13 protein-coding genes are annotated in these 16,000 nt (G+C 70.4%); 9 read left to right on the top strand and 4 right to left on the bottom strand.

Annotation, left to right across the window (positions count from 1 at the left end; genetic code table 11):
* Positions 1 to 385 precede the first annotated feature (385 nt).
* From ACFC09_RS01390 to ACFC09_RS01400, 3 genes are all read left to right on the top strand, one after another.
* On the top strand, positions 386 to 1,102 hold the full coding sequence (locus ACFC09_RS01390; RefSeq protein WP_376522581.1) for a CDP-diacylglycerol diphosphatase: 717 nt from the start codon (positions 386 to 388) through the stop codon (positions 1,100 to 1,102).
* A gap of 522 nt (positions 1,103 to 1,624) precedes the next feature.
* Entirely contained in the window at positions 1,625 to 3,028 is a 1,404-nt protein-coding gene (locus ACFC09_RS01395; protein ID WP_376522583.1) for a radical SAM protein, read from the top strand.
* A 206-nt stretch (positions 3,029 to 3,234) separates the two neighbouring features.
* Complete coding sequence (locus tag ACFC09_RS01400; protein WP_376522585.1) at positions 3,235 to 4,236, top strand: alpha/beta hydrolase; 1,002 nt, start codon at positions 3,235 to 3,237, stop codon at positions 4,234 to 4,236.
* Positions 4,237 to 4,844: 608 nt separating this feature from the next.
* On the opposite strand, the gene ACFC09_RS01405 is transcribed toward ACFC09_RS01400, so the two are convergent.
* Positions 4,845 to 5,444, bottom strand: a complete 600-nt coding sequence (locus tag ACFC09_RS01405; protein WP_376522587.1) for a TetR/AcrR family transcriptional regulator — start codon at positions 5,442 to 5,444, stop codon at positions 4,845 to 4,847.
* 288 nt (positions 5,445 to 5,732) lie between these two features.
* Between ACFC09_RS01405 and ACFC09_RS01410 the strand changes: the two genes are divergently transcribed.
* Positions 5,733 to 6,704, top strand: coding sequence for a quinone oxidoreductase (locus tag ACFC09_RS01410; RefSeq protein WP_376522589.1), 972 nt, complete (start codon positions 5,733 to 5,735; stop codon positions 6,702 to 6,704).
* A 147-nt stretch (positions 6,705 to 6,851) separates the two neighbouring features.
* Here ACFC09_RS01410 and ACFC09_RS01415 read toward each other — a convergent pair whose 3' ends face one another.
* Together ACFC09_RS01415 and ACFC09_RS01420 are read right to left on the bottom strand one after the other, a co-directional pair.
* Positions 6,852 to 7,001, bottom strand: a complete 150-nt coding sequence (locus tag ACFC09_RS01415; protein ID WP_376522590.1) for an alpha/beta fold hydrolase — start codon at positions 6,999 to 7,001, stop codon at positions 6,852 to 6,854.
* On the bottom strand, positions 6,998 to 7,261 hold the full coding sequence (locus ACFC09_RS01420) for a hypothetical protein (RefSeq protein WP_376522592.1): 264 nt from the start codon (positions 7,259 to 7,261) through the stop codon (positions 6,998 to 7,000). The genes ACFC09_RS01415 and ACFC09_RS01420 overlap by 4 nt, the downstream gene beginning before the upstream one ends.
* A gap of 495 nt (positions 7,262 to 7,756) precedes the next feature.
* Here ACFC09_RS01420 and ACFC09_RS01425 point away from each other — a divergent pair, with 495 nt between their 5' ends.
* The 5 genes from ACFC09_RS01425 (at position 7,757) to ACFC09_RS01445 (ending at position 13,791) form a co-directional block, all read left to right on the top strand.
* On the top strand, positions 7,757 to 9,055 hold the full coding sequence (locus ACFC09_RS01425; protein ID WP_376522594.1) for a lanthionine synthetase LanC family protein: 1,299 nt from the start codon (positions 7,757 to 7,759) through the stop codon (positions 9,053 to 9,055).
* 149 nt (positions 9,056 to 9,204) lie between these two features.
* On the top strand, positions 9,205 to 9,933 hold the full coding sequence (gene cseB / locus ACFC09_RS01430) for a two-component system response regulator CseB (RefSeq protein ID WP_376522596.1): 729 nt from the start codon (positions 9,205 to 9,207) through the stop codon (positions 9,931 to 9,933).
* Positions 9,934 to 10,117: 184 nt separating this feature from the next.
* Positions 10,118 to 11,365: an ATP-binding protein gene (locus ACFC09_RS01435; protein ID WP_376522824.1), complete on the top strand. Its 1,248-nt coding sequence runs from the start codon at positions 10,118 to 10,120 to the stop codon at positions 11,363 to 11,365.
* Between the two features lie 245 nt (positions 11,366 to 11,610).
* Entirely contained in the window at positions 11,611 to 12,636 is a 1,026-nt protein-coding gene (locus ACFC09_RS01440) for a D-alanyl-D-alanine carboxypeptidase family protein (protein WP_376522598.1), read from the top strand.
* Positions 12,637 to 12,954: 318 nt separating this feature from the next.
* Entirely contained in the window at positions 12,955 to 13,791 is an 837-nt protein-coding gene (locus ACFC09_RS01445) for a hypothetical protein (protein ID WP_376522600.1), read from the top strand.
* 577 nt (positions 13,792 to 14,368) lie between these two features.
* Here the strand turns inward: ACFC09_RS01445 and ACFC09_RS01450 are convergent.
* A complete protein-coding gene (locus ACFC09_RS01450) occupies positions 14,369 to 15,670 on the bottom strand; it encodes an FAD-binding protein (RefSeq protein ID WP_376522601.1) in 1,302 nt (433 codons plus the stop codon).
* Positions 15,671 to 16,000 lie beyond the last annotated feature (330 nt).

Below are 16,000 nucleotides of genomic sequence, written 5' to 3' on the forward strand. Positions count from 1 at the left end.
TCCGTGGGTCGAGCTTCAGGGCGGAACAGATGACGCTCACCCGTTCAGCTGACGGAAAATCCGCTCGCCGCTGCTTACCCTGTGAAGGCATCAGCGGCTGATCTGGATGAGGCCGGCCGCCTTTTCTTGCTCATGGCCAGTAAAACCGGGCAGCGGTCATCACCATCGGAGATCACGCATGCACGACCACGAGAAGTCGACTGCGATGCCTCGGCGGACATTCGTCGCGTTCTCCGGCGCCATGGGCGCCGCCACGCTCTTGACCGTCGCGGGAGCGGCCGCAGGCGCGACCGCGGCAACGGACCCGGTACCCGGCGAGCCCGCGTACGGTTCGTGTCCGACACCTCCGCCCGGGGGAGGCGCGAGCCCGTGCCCACCTGCGCAGATGCAGTCGCTCTGCGGCAGGCCCACCGACCACGACCCACTCTGGAACGACGTCCAGTACTGCACGAACGGGACGGTCCCGCCCCCGCCGCAGCCCAAGCCCGACTGCCTGCGGGCAACCCCGAACTACGTCGTGCTGCACGGCAAGCCCGAGAACCAGCACAACTATCTGCTGCTCCCCAGCTGCCGGATCACGGGTATCGAATGCCCGTTTCTTGAGGACCCCGCGGCGGCGAACTACTGGAACGACGCGTGGCAGAACGCGAGGAACGGCGGAAGCGTTCCCGTGCAGTACCCCAATATCGGGTTGGGGATCAACTCACAGGGTGCCCGGCGATTCAACCAGTTGCACATTCACATGGCCGGCATCCGGGCGAGTACGCAGCGGCGGCTGCAAGAACTCGAATCCATGGGCCGCATGGCCACCCAACCCGCGCAATGGGCTGCCCCGGGCAACCAGGCACCCGTCTCGGGTCCTCCGGGTACGGGGGACCGCACGTACCGCATTCTCCGGTTGCCGAACCTCACGCAGAATCTCTTCACGCTGCTGTACCGGAACGTGGTGGCGCCGAACGGGCTGGCCATGGCGAACCAGACACTGATCGTGGTCCCGAAGATGACCACCAGCGGATTCGCCCAGGCGTTCTACGTTCTCAACAGTGATACCTCGCTCCACGACGGCACGAGCACGTGTGACTACCTGCTCGTGTACAACTGATGTCGTCTCGCTGACGGCACCTGTCGGACCTCGCCGTCACAGGCCCCCAGGTCGCTGATGCCCTGCCCGCCTCCCGCGGTACGGGACGACCTGCGCGGTCAACTCGACAAGCTCGGCGTCGAACTGTCGAACCGCGGTCGGGCACCAGCCTTCCGTGGTGTCGCGTCGTAGTGCCGTCCGGCTGGGCCTGAACGGCACTACGAGCGGCCCGCACGTCCCGGCACACACATCGCTCCCCTATTCACTGGACGTATGTTTTCGGTGTGCTAAGGTGACCGCCATGCTTATCGAGGTCGACAGACTGTAGCCGCGCCAGGCATTCATCACGCCACCGCCTGCGCACCTGATGACGCGGCATCCCAGTTCCACGCACTAGTCGGAGTTGCGTGGCAACGTGGCGTTCTCTTCGGCCGTCATTCCCCGCATTCCCCTCTCCATCCCCTTCCCCTTTCGGCGTTCTCCTGAGAGCACTGCGTCCTTGGACGTATCGGCTCGGAACGCTTCGGCTGGGGGCTCCTTGGTGTGCGGCGGATCCTGACGGTTTCGGCACCGCGAGATGCGGACAGCGACGGTAATTCCCGGATCGCCTCCGCACCGCGGCAGGTGTGGCGCGATGTCACACCCACCTGGGCACCCGAACGATCCCTTCTCAAGATGGCACGTATCAAAGTCATGACGCACCAGCATCACGCCAATAGTTCGCGCGTTCGCGCACGCCGGTCCGACGTCCCGCTCGCCAACCCCCCGCCGGGCACTCGGCTGGCATCGATCCGGGACCATCTGGAATCCATGGGCGCGCCGCGATTCCGCTACAGCCAAGTCGTCACCGCCATGCGCCGCGGCGAGCCCGACACCTTCGAGTCCATCCACGAACTACCCGCTGACCTGCGGCGCAGCCTCACCGAACGGTTCGGGCCGCGGCTGCTGCCCATCGTTCCGGTCTCCTGCCGATCCGCTGAACAAGTGGAGAAGGTCATCTTCGAGTCGGATCCAGGAACACGATTCGAAACCGTTCTCTCCCGCTACCGGGCCGGCTGGTCCTCGATCTGCGTTTCCTCCCAGGCCGGGTGCGGATTGGGGTGCACCTTCTGCGCGACCGGTGCCACCGGCCTCGCCCGGAATCTGACGGCCGATGAGATCTACGCCCAGGTCATGCACCCGCGCTGGCGCCAACAGGGCGAGGGCCTGCCGGACAGTGTGGCGTTCATGGGCATGGGCGAGGCACTGGCCAATCCGCACGTGTTCGATGCGCTCACCCTGCTGTCGGACAGCGGTTTCGGTGATATTTCACCGCGCCGGATCACCGTGTCCACGGTGGGTTTCGCCCCGAATCTCCAGACGCTCACCAAGGAGCACCCCCAGGTCACGATCACCTTGTCCGTGCACTCACCGTTCAGTGAGGAGCGGGCCCGGCTGATCCCGTTGGAAAGGCGTTTTCCCCTGGGCGACAGCCTGACCATTCTGGACGAGCACGCGGCTGTCGCCCGCCGCAAGATCTATCTCGCCTATCTGCTCATCGCCGGCGTCAACGACACCCAGGACCATATGCACCGTCTCGCCAGGATCGTGGGCGCGCGCTCAAGACCGGAGCTGTTCCACGTGAGCGTGATTCGCTACAACCAGGCGGTGGGCGCGGACCCCGCCTTCCATGCCCCGTCGTCGCCGCAGGTCAATCGCTTCGTCGGCGGTCTGCGCGCACTCGGTGTGCACGCCACCAGACGACGTCAGTTCGGCTCCTCCATCGATGCCGCCTGCGGCCAACTGCACGCCCGCTACGTCGCCTCCACGGCGTCCGGTGATTCCGACGTCGACCAGCGGCCGGCAGCTTCCGCAGAGCACCGGCTGCTACGCGTCCTACCACCCGACCGGCAAGAGTCCCGCCCGGCTGCGCCCGAGTGCGGTCGGAGGGCGGAGAGCCACAGGTGACACACCTGACGCAGGTCCTGGCCGTCCGGCCGCAGGCCCTGGCCGTCCGGCCGCAGGCCCTGGCCGTCCAGCCACAGGCCCCGGCCGTCAGGCCGCAGGCCCCGGCCGTCCGACGGTCGTCCGGACCGGTTCGGTTCACGGACCGGGGACGACACGGCGAGGCGACGGCCTCATGTTTCCCACACTTCTGAAAGGACGAGAGACCCATGAACACCACTGAAAGCCAGACACAGCGCACGGCCCCGCCCGTGCCCTTCGAACCGGAACTCGCCGACGCGCTGGAGAAGCTGGGTCCGGCGCTGGAGAACGTACCGCTGTCGAACGACGACATTCCCCAGTGGCGTGCACACGTCGCGGCGGCGGACCCGTCGCTCGACGAGCTGCGCGACCGGGGCAGGTTCGAGGTCCGGGAACTCCTGGTGCCCGGACCGGACGGGGCACCGGACGTCCCCCTGCTCGTCGCACGCCCCGCGGGTCTGCATCAACAGGCCCCCGTCCTCTACCACATGCACGGTGGAGGCATGATCAGCGGAACACACCGCACCGGTGTGCAGGCGATCCTCCAGGAGTGGGCCGAACCCCTCGAAATGGTCATCGTGTCCGTCGGTTACCGGCTGGCTCCTGAACACCCGTACCCCGCGGCGATCGAGGACTGCCATGCCGGGCTCAGGTGGGTCGCGCAGCACGCCACGAGTCTCGGCGCGGACCCACAGCGGATCATCATCGCAGGTGGCAGCGCCGGCGGGGGCCTCACTGCGGCCCTGGCCCTCATGGCCCGCGACCGGCAGGGTCCCGGCATCCTCGGCCAGCTGATGATGTGCCCGATGCTCGACGACCACAACGACACCCCCTCCGCGATACAGATGACCGGCCTGGGGGTGTGGGATCGCCATGCCAATGAGCTGGGTTGGACGGCCCACCTCGGCGGGGACCGGGGCGGCTCGGAGGTCTCCTGCTACGGTGCCGCCGCCCGCGCGACGGACCTGTCCGGGTTGCCGCCCGCCTATCTCGACGTCGGTGCCGCGGAGACCTACCGCGACGAAGGCATCCAGTACGCGACGCGCATCTGGCAGGCGGGCGGCGACGCCGAACTGCACGTCTGGGCAGGTGGATTCCACGGCTTCGACCAGATGGCCCCGCACGCCGGCGTCTCCAGAGACGCCCGGCGGGCCCGCTTCCGCTGGCTCTGCCGGCTGCTGAGCCGTTGACCCCAGGCGGCCAGTGAGCCATCCATGGCGGCCGAGCCACCCATGGCGGGCGACCCGTACGTGGCGGCTGGGCCGACCATGGTCGGCCGATCCAACCGTGATGGCTGGGCCGGCCGACCATGGCGCCTGCGCCATCCACGGTGGACAAGTCGTCGGTGGTGGACAAGTCATCGGTGGTGGACAAGTCGTCGGTGGTGGCCGCACGACCGGCGGCGTCCGACTGAGGGGACACATGCTCCCGTGCCGGACGTGTACGGCCGCCGCCGGTCGGCTTCATCGAAGCGGGTGGCGGCAGACTCAAGCAGAGCGCAGCAGTCCGCAGCCGAACAAGGCGGGTCGAGGCAGATCAGAGCAGGTCGGGGCGGGTCGGGGCGGGTCGGGGCGGATCACCGTAGACCGTTGCGACACGCACTCGATCGCCACAGGTCGCCGCGGCGTCTCCCGATCACCGTGGATCGTCGGGCAGCTTCCCCATCGCCGTAGGCCGTCGGGCGTCCGCCCGACCACCGTAGATCGTCAGGCGCCTTCCCATCGCCGTAGGCCGTCGGGCGTCCGCCCGACCACCGTGGACCGTCGGGCGTCTGCCCGGTTGTCGAGGTCGGGTGGTGTCAACGGCCGGCGGAGTGCTGGGCCTTGAGGTAGTCGATCAGGATGTCGAGGACCGCTTCGAGATGGGTGGTGCTGCCGGTCGACCGGAGCATCTGGACACCGCCCTGGATTCCGCCGACGAACGCGGCGGCGGCCCGGTCGGCGTCGATCGCGGGGTCGATGAGGTCGCCGGCCTGCATCGTGGTGATGCCCTGGCGGATGAGCCGCTGCCAGCGGGCGAGCAGTGACTCGGCCACCTCCGCCGCGCCCGGGGTGCTGCCGACCTGGTCCATCAGGGTCGCGAGCGGGCAGCGCGCGCCCTGTGCCCGGTAGCGCGCGACCACCGCGTCCCGCCAGCGCGCCCAGGCCGACCAGGAGGTGAGCGCGTCGAGGTGCGGCTGCTGGTCGGAGATGACCCGGTCGGCCTCGAAGCGGGCGACGGCGAGCAGGAGTTCCTCCTTGCCCCCGGGGAAGTAGTGGAACAACTGCCCCTTGCTGGTGCCTGTGACCTCCCTGATGTCGTCCAGCGTCACGGTCCCCGGTTCGTCGCTTCTCAGGTGTGCCGACGCCCCCTCGATGATGCGCTGTCGGGTGGCGCGGCCCTTCGCCGTCAGTGCCATGCGTTTAGCGTACCCAGACCGGTGGGGAACCCGGTCCACACGTATCTACCGTTGGTTGCCCGGACCATTTTTGATCTCCCGGTCAGGTCCGCCGCGATTCCTGGACTTGCCGGTCCAGAAATTGCGTCCTACGATCGCCGTCGTGACGCAGCGACTCACCGGCGCCGATGGGTTCCCGTGTTCACGTTCGCCGTCACAGATGCAAAGAAATTCCCCGGGAGAAGAGGCTCCCCTCCGCATCGACCATCGGTCACGGGGCCGACGTATCGACAGGAAGAGGTGTGCGCCATGCGCGCTGTGGTGGTGGAAGAACTGGGCGGCCCGGAAGTCCTGCGGGTGAAGGAATGGCCCGACCCCGAGCCCGGACCGGGAGAGCTGCTGGTCGACATCGAATTCGCCGGCATCAACTTCATGGACACCGGCTCCCGGGTCGGATTCGGGCTGCCCCACGGTGTCCCGTTCGTCCCCGGGGTCGAGGGTGCCGGCCGGGTCACCGCGTTCGGCGAGGGAGTCAGCGGCTTCGCCGTCGGTGACCGGGTGGCATGGGTCTCGGTCTACGGCAGCTATGCCGAGAGGATCGCGGTCCCCGCCGACCAGGTGGTCCCGGTGCCGGACGACATCCCGAGCGATGTCGCCGCCGCGACGATGATGCAGGGACTGACCGCGCACCACTTCGTCACCGAGTCGGCACCGCTGACCGAGGGCCAGACCGCGCTCGTGCACTCCGCCGCCGGCGGTGTGGGGCGTACGGTCACCCAGTTGCTGAAGCTGCGCGGCGCGCGGGTGATCGGCCTGGTGTCCCGTGCGGAGAAGGTCCCGATGGCGAAGGCGGCGGGCGCGGACGAGGTGCTCCTCTCCTCCGGCGGTGACTTCGTGGACCGGGTCAAGGACCTGACCGGCGGCGAAGGGGTGCAGGCGGTCTACGACGGCGGGGGTGCCAGCACGTTCTGGCCGTCGATCGAGACGCTGGGACGGGTGGGCACCCTGGTCTACTACGGCCCCCTGATCGGTGACATCCCCACGGTGCGGATGTTCGACCTGCCGAGGAGCATCAAGGTCACCTACGCGGTGTACGCGGACCACGTTCACAGTCGGGAACTGCTGCTGAAGCACACCGGGGACCTGTTCCAGAAGATCCGCGAAGGCGGACTGCGGATCGACATCACCGAACGCTATCCGCTGTGCGCGGCCGGGCAGGCCCACACCGACATCGAATCGCGGCGTACCTCAGGCAAGCTGTTGCTCGACCCGGCTCGTTGAGCCGGACCCGTAAGCCGTCAAGCGGCTGTCCGGTAGCAACTCCACTTGCAGTCGTCCGGTAGCACTGGTTCGGCCTGCCGCCGGTGGCAAGGCAGTCCGGTGGGCGCGACGAACCGGGCAGGGCGGTTCCGGTCTCCGGCCGCCGGTTCAGCGCCGCCCGGCCAGGAAGCCGGCGCACACCCGGTTGAACAGTTCGGCACGTTCGTACTGGGCCCAGTGTCCGGTCCTGGCGAGCAGATACAGGTCGCAGGAGGGCATCCGGTCGGCGAGCATACGGCCGCCGACGGGCCGGTTCACCTTGTCCGCCGTGCCCCAGACGACCAGCGTGGGCACGGCCAGGCGGGCGAGGCGCTGATCACGGGTGAGGTCCGTCTTCCCGAGGGTGCGCAGGACGCCGCGATGTTGCGTACGTAGCTGGAGACACCGTCGGTGCCCGGCCCGCCGCCGTGCAGCAACAGCACCGCCGGGCCGTCCCCCGCCTCGGCGGCGAAGATCTTCTGTCGGCCCGTGTCGTACGTCGCCTCTCGCATGGTCGGCAGGGCACTTGGTGCGGTCATCGCGGTGTTCCTCACTGGGCGGCGTTCGCAGCGGGCGACGCACATACCTGTCGAGCACATCGGCCCTGGACCGGACCAGGTCAGTCGATACCGATCCGGTGACTCGGCGTCACCCCGAGCCGTGGGCCGGCAGCGTGACGTATGCGTGCGAGTGTCAGACAACTGCGGCCACCACCAGGCACGACGCGGAAATGACACGGGAGCGACCGACAGTCGATCGACGGACGTCCGGCGCCGGAAGCAGCGGCAGGGCTGCGGAACGTCCTGCTGATACATGTGCTGGGCGAGGCACCCACACACTTGCCGGTGTGCGCACTGCCTCGCACACCTTCTCAGGATGCTTCACCCCCACGAGGGGTTCGTCTGCTCAACGGGAGAAGTCGACGCCTGCGGTCATCCGGGCCGGTCGGCCGGCCGCCGCGTGCGCTCCGTCGGACCGCGCGGGCCATCCGACGCGCTCTGGGCGGGTCCGGAAGATCATGCGAGAGTGGGCCCATGACGGCAACGGAAACCACGGTCGTGGCGGTCGACGAGGTCGAGGGGCTTGCGGTGGACGGGCTGCGCTGGCTGACCGCGGCGGCGCGGGACACCACCGGCGGGGGCCTCGCCTGGACGGCCAGGCCCTCGGACGACACCCTCGACCCGTCGCTCTACAGCGGTACGGCCGGGATCCTCCCCGTACTCCTGGAGGCGTGGCGGCACTTCGGTGACGATGCCTATGCCGATACGGCACTGCGCGCGGCACGCAGCCTCGCTGCCGCCGTCGACGGCTTCGACCACGACTCCCTGTACTTCGGCCGCACCGGAGCGGCCCTCGTCCTGCGGGCCGTTCACGACACGCTCGGCGATCCGGCCGCCGACGCCGCCGCGGACCGCGCGCTGACACACGTGCGGTCACGCTTCGACGGGACCCGCTGGGGCGACCTGTTCGAACTCATGGGCGGCAACGCGGGCATCGGTCTCGGCGCGCTGGTGGCCGGGGACGCCGAACTGGCCGTCCTCGCCATGGAGCCGTATCTGCGGACGGCGGAGCAGACTCCGGCGGGCGTCCACTGGGCGCACCGCACGGGCGTCGACTCCCGGCTGCACCACATCTCGCACGGCACGCTCGGCATCGTCCTGGCGCTCGCCCGGGTCGGCCACGCCACCGGCCGTGCGGACCTGCTCGAACTGGCGCTGGCCGGTGCCGCGGACATCGTGGCGCGCGACGAAGCGGGGCCGCGGGGCTTCCTGGTGCGGCACTCCACGCCGCAGTTCCGCCCCGATGTCATCGAGCCCGTCAGCTACGGCTGGTGCCACGGCCCGGCCGGCGACGCCCAGGTCTTCCGGCTGCTGCGGGACCTCACGGCCGATCCGGCCTGGGCCGCCCTCGCCGACCGCTGCTGGCACACGGTCACCCACTCCGGCCTGCCCGAGCGGCTGCGCCCCGGTTTCTGGGACAACAACGGTCGCTGCTGCGGCACCGCGGGCGTCCTCGCGCTGGCCTGCGACCGGATGTCCGAACAGCGGGACCCGCACGACTTCGCCCGCGTCCTCGTCGCCGACCTCACCGCCCGCGCGATCCGCGACACCGACGGCGCCCGCTGGTCCAACGTCGAGCACCGGGCCACCCCGAGCGACCTCGAACCGCGCACCGGCTGGGCGATGGGCAACGCGGGTATCGTCCGTGAACTCCTGCGCTTCGTCCGGCTGAGCCGCGGGAACGACCCGCGCTACGCGTTCGCCTGGCCGGACCAGCCTCCGGTGTCCGCGCAGCCGACGCTTCCTGCCAAGGATGCCGACGCCGTGCCGTGACGGCTCGCGGTACGCGCCGCCGTACGGCAACGCTTCTGCGCCGCCGGACGGCGGCGCCGTGTCCTGACCGCGCGCGGTACCAGCCGCCGTACTGCGCGGCCGGGGACGGCATGATGGTCCCCCCGCACTCGTTTCCCGGAGGGGAAGACATGTCCGCCGCACCGGCACCGGAGAACCTCCCGGCCTCGGCCGCGATCCTGCTCGTCGAGGACGACGAGGTGATCCGCAGATCCGTCACGCTCGCACTGGAACGCTACGGCTACCGGGTGGCCTCGGCGGGCGACGGACTGACCGGTCTTGAACGGTTCCGCGAAGGCGGGCACGACGTACTGCTGCTGGACGTGATGCTGCCCGGCCTGGACGGCATCGGACTGTGCCGGCGTATCCGCGAGACCAGCACGGTCCCCGTCCTCATGATGTCCGCGCGCGGCGACGCGCTGGACGTCGTCTCGGGCCTGGAGGCCGGTGCCGACGACTATGTGGTCAAGCCGGTGGACACCGCCGTGCTCGTGGCCAGGATCCGCTCGCTGCTGCGCCGCGCCACCTTCAACGGGGCCGGCGCCCCGGCGGCCCCGGGCTCCCGCGGCACCACCCGGCTGGTCTTCGGCGATCTGGCCGTCGACACCGCCGGGCTTGAGGTGTTCCGGGGCGGCGAACCGGTCGCGCTGGCCCCCACCGAACTGCGGCTGCTGCTGGAATTCGCCGCGAACCCGGGCGTCGTCCTCGACCGGCAGACGCTGCTGCGCACCGTATGGGACTACGGCTGGGACGGTGACACCCGGGTGGTCGACCTGTGTGTGCAGCGGCTGCGGAAGAAGATCGGTGCCGACCGGATCGAAACGGTCCGCGGCTTCGGCTACAAGCTGCGGCGGCTCTGACGTGCCCACCACCCCCACGCCGCCCACCACCCGCCGCACACCGCACACCACTCGTACGACGGCCGTCACTCGTGCGTCGGCCGTCACTCGTGCGTCGGCCGTCACTCGCGCACTGGCTGTCACTCGTGCGCTGGCTGTCACTCGTGCGCTGGCCGCCGCCCGTGCGTTCCGCATCGCCCGTGCGCTGCCCGCCGTCCGTGCCCTGCTCAACTGGCGTTCGCTGCGCTGGAAGATCGCCCTGCTGGTGGCCGCGGCCTCGGGCGCCGTGGCGCTCACCGTCGGTCTGCTGGTCCATCGCAGCACCCTGGACCGCGCCATGAACGACGGCGCGGCGAAGGCCCTGACCGCCCTGTCCCACTCCGTGGAGCGGTACGGGCGGGACGGGACGATGTCACCCGGCGACGTGTCGGATCCGGCCGCGATACCGGACGAACTGCGGCACCGGCTCCGGGACCGGCCGGACTCGACCGGCGGGTCGGCCACCTGGTACGACGGTGACCCCGTGCACCCCAGCATGTGGGCGGCGCAGACCTACCGGGGCAAGCCGTTCGCGGTGAGTGTGGACATGACCGCCGATCTGCTCACCCGGCGGGCGCTGGACCGGCACATGTGGAAGTACTCGCTGGCTGTGCTGGCCGTCGTCGTGCCCTTGTCCGCCCTCGCCGCCGAGTTGCCCAACCGCAGGCTGCGGCGGGTGGCGCGGACCGCGCGCCGGATCTCCGCCGGGGACCTCGCCGCGCGGACCGCGGCCGGGGGCGCGGGAGACGAGGTCAGCGCCATCGCGGCCACCGTGGACTCCATGGCGGACAGCCTGCACGAACGGCTGCGGGCCGAGCAGCGGTTCACCGCCGATGTCGCCCATGAGCTGCGCACCCCGCTGATGGGGCTGGTCACCGCGAGCGGGCTGCTGCCCGCGGGCGAGGCGACGGATCTGGTCCGGGACCGGGTGGCGGTGCTGCGGAACCTGGTCGAGGAACTGCTGGAGATCGCCCGGCTCGACGCGGGTGCCGAGACCGCCGATCCGCGCCCGGTGCCGCTGGCCGCGGTGGTCCGGGACTCGCTGGCCCGCACCGGCCTTGAGGCACGGTTCACCGCACACGGGGAGCCGCGGGTCGAGACCGATCCGCGCCGCCTGGACCGGATCGTCGCCAACCTGGTCGCCAACGCCCACCGGCACGGCCGTACACCCGTCGAGGTGGAGGTGGCGGGCACGACGGTGACCGTACGCGACCACGGTCCCGGTTTCCCCGCAGACCTGCTGGCCCACGGTCCGCAGCGCTTTCGCACCGGGGCAGCCGAACGCGGCCGGGGACACGGCCTGGGCCTGACCATCGCACGGGGCCAGGCCCGGGTCATCGGCGCCCGGCTGGACTTCGCCAACGCGCCCGACGGCGGGGCGATCGCCGTGCTGCGGCTGCCCGCCGCCTCCTGAGCATTCCCCGCCGTCCACCGTCCACCGTCCGCCCTCGCCCTCCGCTCTCCGCTCTCCGCTCTCCGCTCTCCGCCATCCGGCCTCCGCCATCCGCCGTCCGCCATCCGCCGTCCGGCCGTCGATACACGGCGGATACACGGCCGAGCGGTACGGGAGATCCGGCCACGGCCTCCCGGACATCCCGGCCGCGCAAGGTGGCCCGGGTGCGTGAAGGTCACGCACGTACCTTCAGGAGGTGCGTTCCCATGTGCCCGGTCACCGGCCCTGGCGAGCCCGATCCGCGTCCGGACCAGGCGTCGCCGTCCGGTCCCCCGTTCCGTGCGTCCCGGCTGTGGCGGCTGCCACGCTCGCGCCTGACCACCGCGGGCGCCGCGGGCGCCGCCGCGCTGGCCACCCTGGTGGTGCTGGCCACCACGGAGGCGGGCGGCGGCCACTCCGCGGGCCCGGCCACCGCCGGGTCACCGGCCTGGCCGGAGCGGGGTCAGGCGGCCGTCTTCGTCGAGGGTCTGGGCGACCGCGGTGACCTCGGCTCCCACGGCGCGCAGGAGCCGGTGCCGGTCGCCAGCGTGACCAAGGTGATGACGGCGTACGTGATCCTGCGCGACCACCCGATACCGGAGGGCGGGAGCGGAGCCGGCATCACCGTCGACGCACAGGCCGCCCAGGAGTCCAGCCTGGGTGCGGAGTCGACGGTGCCGGTCGTGGCGGGGCGACGGCTGACCGAGCGTCAGGTACTGGAATTGATGCTGATTCCCTCCGGGGGCAACATCGCCCGGATGCTGGCCCGTTGGGACGCCGGTTCGGAGGAGTCGTTCGTACGGAAGATGAACCGCGCCGCCCGCGACCTGGGCATGACACACACCACGTACACCGACCCCAGCGGTATCGCCCCCACGACCGTCAGTACTTCGGAGGACCAGTTGAAGCTGGCCCGGCAGGTCATGCGTGACGCGGCGTTCCGGTCCGTCGTCGCCGAGCGGCAGGCCACCGTACCCGGTGTGCCCGGCACCCTCCACACCACCAACACCCTGCTCGGCGAGGACGGTGTGATCGGGGTCAAGACCGGATCCAGCACCCCGGCGGGCGGCAATCTGATGTGGGCGGCCACCGCGCCGGACCGCACCGGACACGACCGGCTCGTGCTGGGCGTCGTCCTCCACCAGCGGGCCGGGGTCGGCTCCGAGCAGGGCCTCGACGCCGCGTTCTCGGCCAGCCGTTCGCTGATCGCGAGCGTACGGCGGTGGGTTGCGGCCACCCGGCCGGCGGCCTAGCCACACCACAGCCTGATCCGTTTCCACGGCACGTGGCTCGCCGCACATGGACACCATGCCGAAATCGATTCCACGTTCCCAATCTTGCGCTGATGTGCGACCTGAGTCATGCTCAAGGACCCCTGGCGTGGAGAAAGACATGACTCGGGTGGAACAACGGGCTTCCCACATCCGTACTATCTCTACGTCGGGCTGTCCGCTTCGGGTACTTCCATGGCCACTCGGATGCCGGCCCGGAGACACATGCGCTTGGCTGTTTTCCATGCCTGCGCCACAAGGGCTGGACGCCCAGTCCTGAAACGGAAGAAAGGTAACCCCATGTCGGAGAGCACGACGGCCGGCACCGGTCTGACGTCGCAGTACGCCGCCCAGGTGAGCAGCGACCTCGAACACAACACCAAGGAACAGGACCGCATCAGCGCGGAGATCACCGCGTTGCAGGAGCAGTTGGAAGCCCTGCGGCGCGACCACTCCGTGCTGGTCAATGTGCAGGAGGTGTTGGGCGCTTCACCCGCGCCGGTGCAGTCTGAGGCCGAGCCCGAAACCAAGCCCGCGGCCAAGCCCGAGGTCACCCCGGACAGTGCCGCTGTGCCGGCTCCCCGCAAGAAGCCCTCCGGTGCGCCTGTCACCGCGGGCAAGTCGACGCGGGGGAAGAAGTCCGAGGGCACCGGGGGCCGCAAGAAGGCGGCGGAGACGCCGGCGAAGAAGACCGCCGAGACCTCCGTGAAGAAGGCCGCCGAGACTCCCGCGAAGAAGGCCGCGGAAACCCCGGCCAAGAAGACGGCGGAGACTCCGGCGAAGAAGACCGCTGAGACTCCCGCCAAGAAGGCCGCCGAGACTCCGGCGAAGAAGACGGCGGTCAAGGCCGCGTCCGCGAAGGCGTCCCAGCCCACGCTGGTGGAGTTGGTCCGCCGTCATCTCACCGCGCAGAGCGAACCGCGTTCCGCGGCCGAGGTCACCTCCGCGCTCGCCACGGCGCACCCGGAGCGCGGCGTCAAGCCCACCGTCGTGCGCACCACCCTCGAAGGGCTCGTCGCCAAGAACGCGGCTCAGCGCACCAAGCAGGGCAGCTCCGTCTACTACACCGCCGCCGAACCGGCCGGGCGTACGGCCGCACCGGCCACGGACGAGCAGCCGTCCGGCGGGGCCGAGTAGGACCCTGGTCCGCGCAGGACCGTGTCCGCGTGAGGTGGCCCGCTCGACGACCGAGCGGTGTCTCCCTCACCGGGCGGGGGCGTGCTGAGGTGACGCGGCCGGACGTCGTCGGTGGGCGACGCCGGCAACGGCGGTGAGTGGGCCGAGCACGTATATCGACGGCGATGCCGCACAGTGGTGTGGCGGTCCTCGTGCTCGCCCCTCTCGGGCGCAGGTCCGCAGCAGGGCCTCTTCGTCGTGACGGCACCGGGCCAAAGCCCGGTGCCCCCGCCCACGTGACCGGCGTACGTGAGGTGCGCGGACCGGACCCCGCGGCCCGCACGGGATCGCATGGGGCCCGCACGGAGATCGCACAGGGATCGCAGGGGCCCGCTCGGGGATCGCCCGGGGATCGGCGGGGGTCGGCGAACCGGAAGCCAAAGCTGCTCCCGGTCCGTTTAGCGATTCGTTTCGCGGTCCGTTTCCCGGTCCGTTCCGACTCGGAGCGCCGTGCCCCGGGCCGCCGCCGGCGGCGTGGACGCCGGCTCCCCCGTGCCGGTCCGAGGCCCGGTGTGCGTGCGCAGCGCACGCGGACCGGTCAGGCGGGCGCGATGTTGTGGTTGAAGCGGAAGAGGTTGGCCGGGTCGTAGTCCTTCTTCACCTGGGCGAGCCTGGCGTACCGCTCCGGTCCGTAGACGGCCCGCACGCCCTCGGTGTCGGTCGCCTCGTCCGGCGACAGGAAGTTCACCATGTTCCGCTCCACGGCCCAGGGCGCCAGCCCGTCCACCACCTCGGCCAGTTCCCCGCGCAGCGCCTCCGCCTGGTGGGGGCCGCCCACCGCGAACCCGAACACGACGAACGGCACTCCTCGGGTCGGTATCGAGTTGGCGGCGGCGGGCTCGCGGTCGAACGCACCGCCCAGCGCCCGGATCTCCACGTTCGCGAGCACGGAACGCGACTCCGGTCCCGTCAGCTCCACCAGTGTCTGCGCGGTCTTCTCGGTGAACTCCGCGAGGCACACACTACGGTCGAAGTACGGCATCGGGTCGACCGGGTCCAGGTGGATCTCGCCGATGGAGGTGAAGGGCTTCTCCGCCACCAGGTCGAGCAGGACCGGCGCGGCCGCGCGCAGCGGGGCGATCAGCTTCTCGCCCTCGGCGGCCGAGCCCAGGTAGCCGATCCGCAGGTGCACCACGAACGCACCGCGCAACGGCACCGGCAGCGCGGGCAGGTCCGGCAGCCGCTGGATGCCGATGGAGGAGGTCATCTCCTCGCCCACGGTCGGCAGCCAACTGGACCACGCGCCGAGCACCTCGGCCAGGTGCTCACCCGGGAAGTAGACGGCGCCGCCGTAGAACCGCGTCACGGGGAACACGTCGAACTCGATCTCGGTGACGACACCGAAGTTGCCCTTGCCTCCCAGCAGCGCCCAGTACAGGTCCGGTTCGCTGTCCGGGGTGACGTGACGCAGTCGGCCGTCCGCGGTCACCACGTTCAGGCGGCGCACGTGGTCGGCCGCGTAGCCCAGCGTCCGGCCCAGCAGCGGACTCTGCCCGCCGCCGAGCGTGTAACCGACCACGCCGACGTCCGGTGCGGACCCGACGATCGCCGCCAGACCGTACTCGGCCGTGCGGGGCAGCACCTCGCGCCAGCGCACTCCCGCCTCCACCCGGACCGTTTGGGCCTCAGCGTCGACGTGGACGCCCTTCATCCGTTCCGTGGTGATCAGCATCCCGTCGTGGGCCGGAGCGACGACCTGGTGGGCGGTGGCCTTCACGGCGATCGGCAGGCCGTGCCGGTCGGCGAACCGGACCGCCGCGCGCACATCGCTGTCGTCGGCCGCACCGACCACCACCGCCGGCCGGAAGCCGGTGTTCAGGTTGTACGTGGCACACTCCACGTCGTATCCATCGGACTCCGGCGTCAGCACCGGCCCGTTCACGGCCGCACGCAGAGCCGCTGTTTCCTCCGGCTGAAGGCTCGTCCCGGCGTGACTCGAAAGTTGTGCACTCATCTCGATCTCGCAACCTCACTCGCGGCGCGCTGAGCGCTCCGCACCTGAACATTCCGGCGTCGCACAGCGCAGAGCAGAGCAGAGCAGAGCAGATACGGGCGACGGAATCCGACCGATGGTGACACGTATGTAGTACGCCCTGAGGTTCACGGTGCCACGCGCCGAGCCCGGAACGGCCGTGGCGCGTAGCCGAGCGCCCGGTGCCTGCCAGGCGGA

The organism is Streptomyces sp. NPDC056161 (genome assembly GCF_042268025.1).
Taxonomy (GTDB): domain Bacteria; phylum Actinomycetota; class Actinomycetes; order Streptomycetales; family Streptomycetaceae; genus Streptomyces.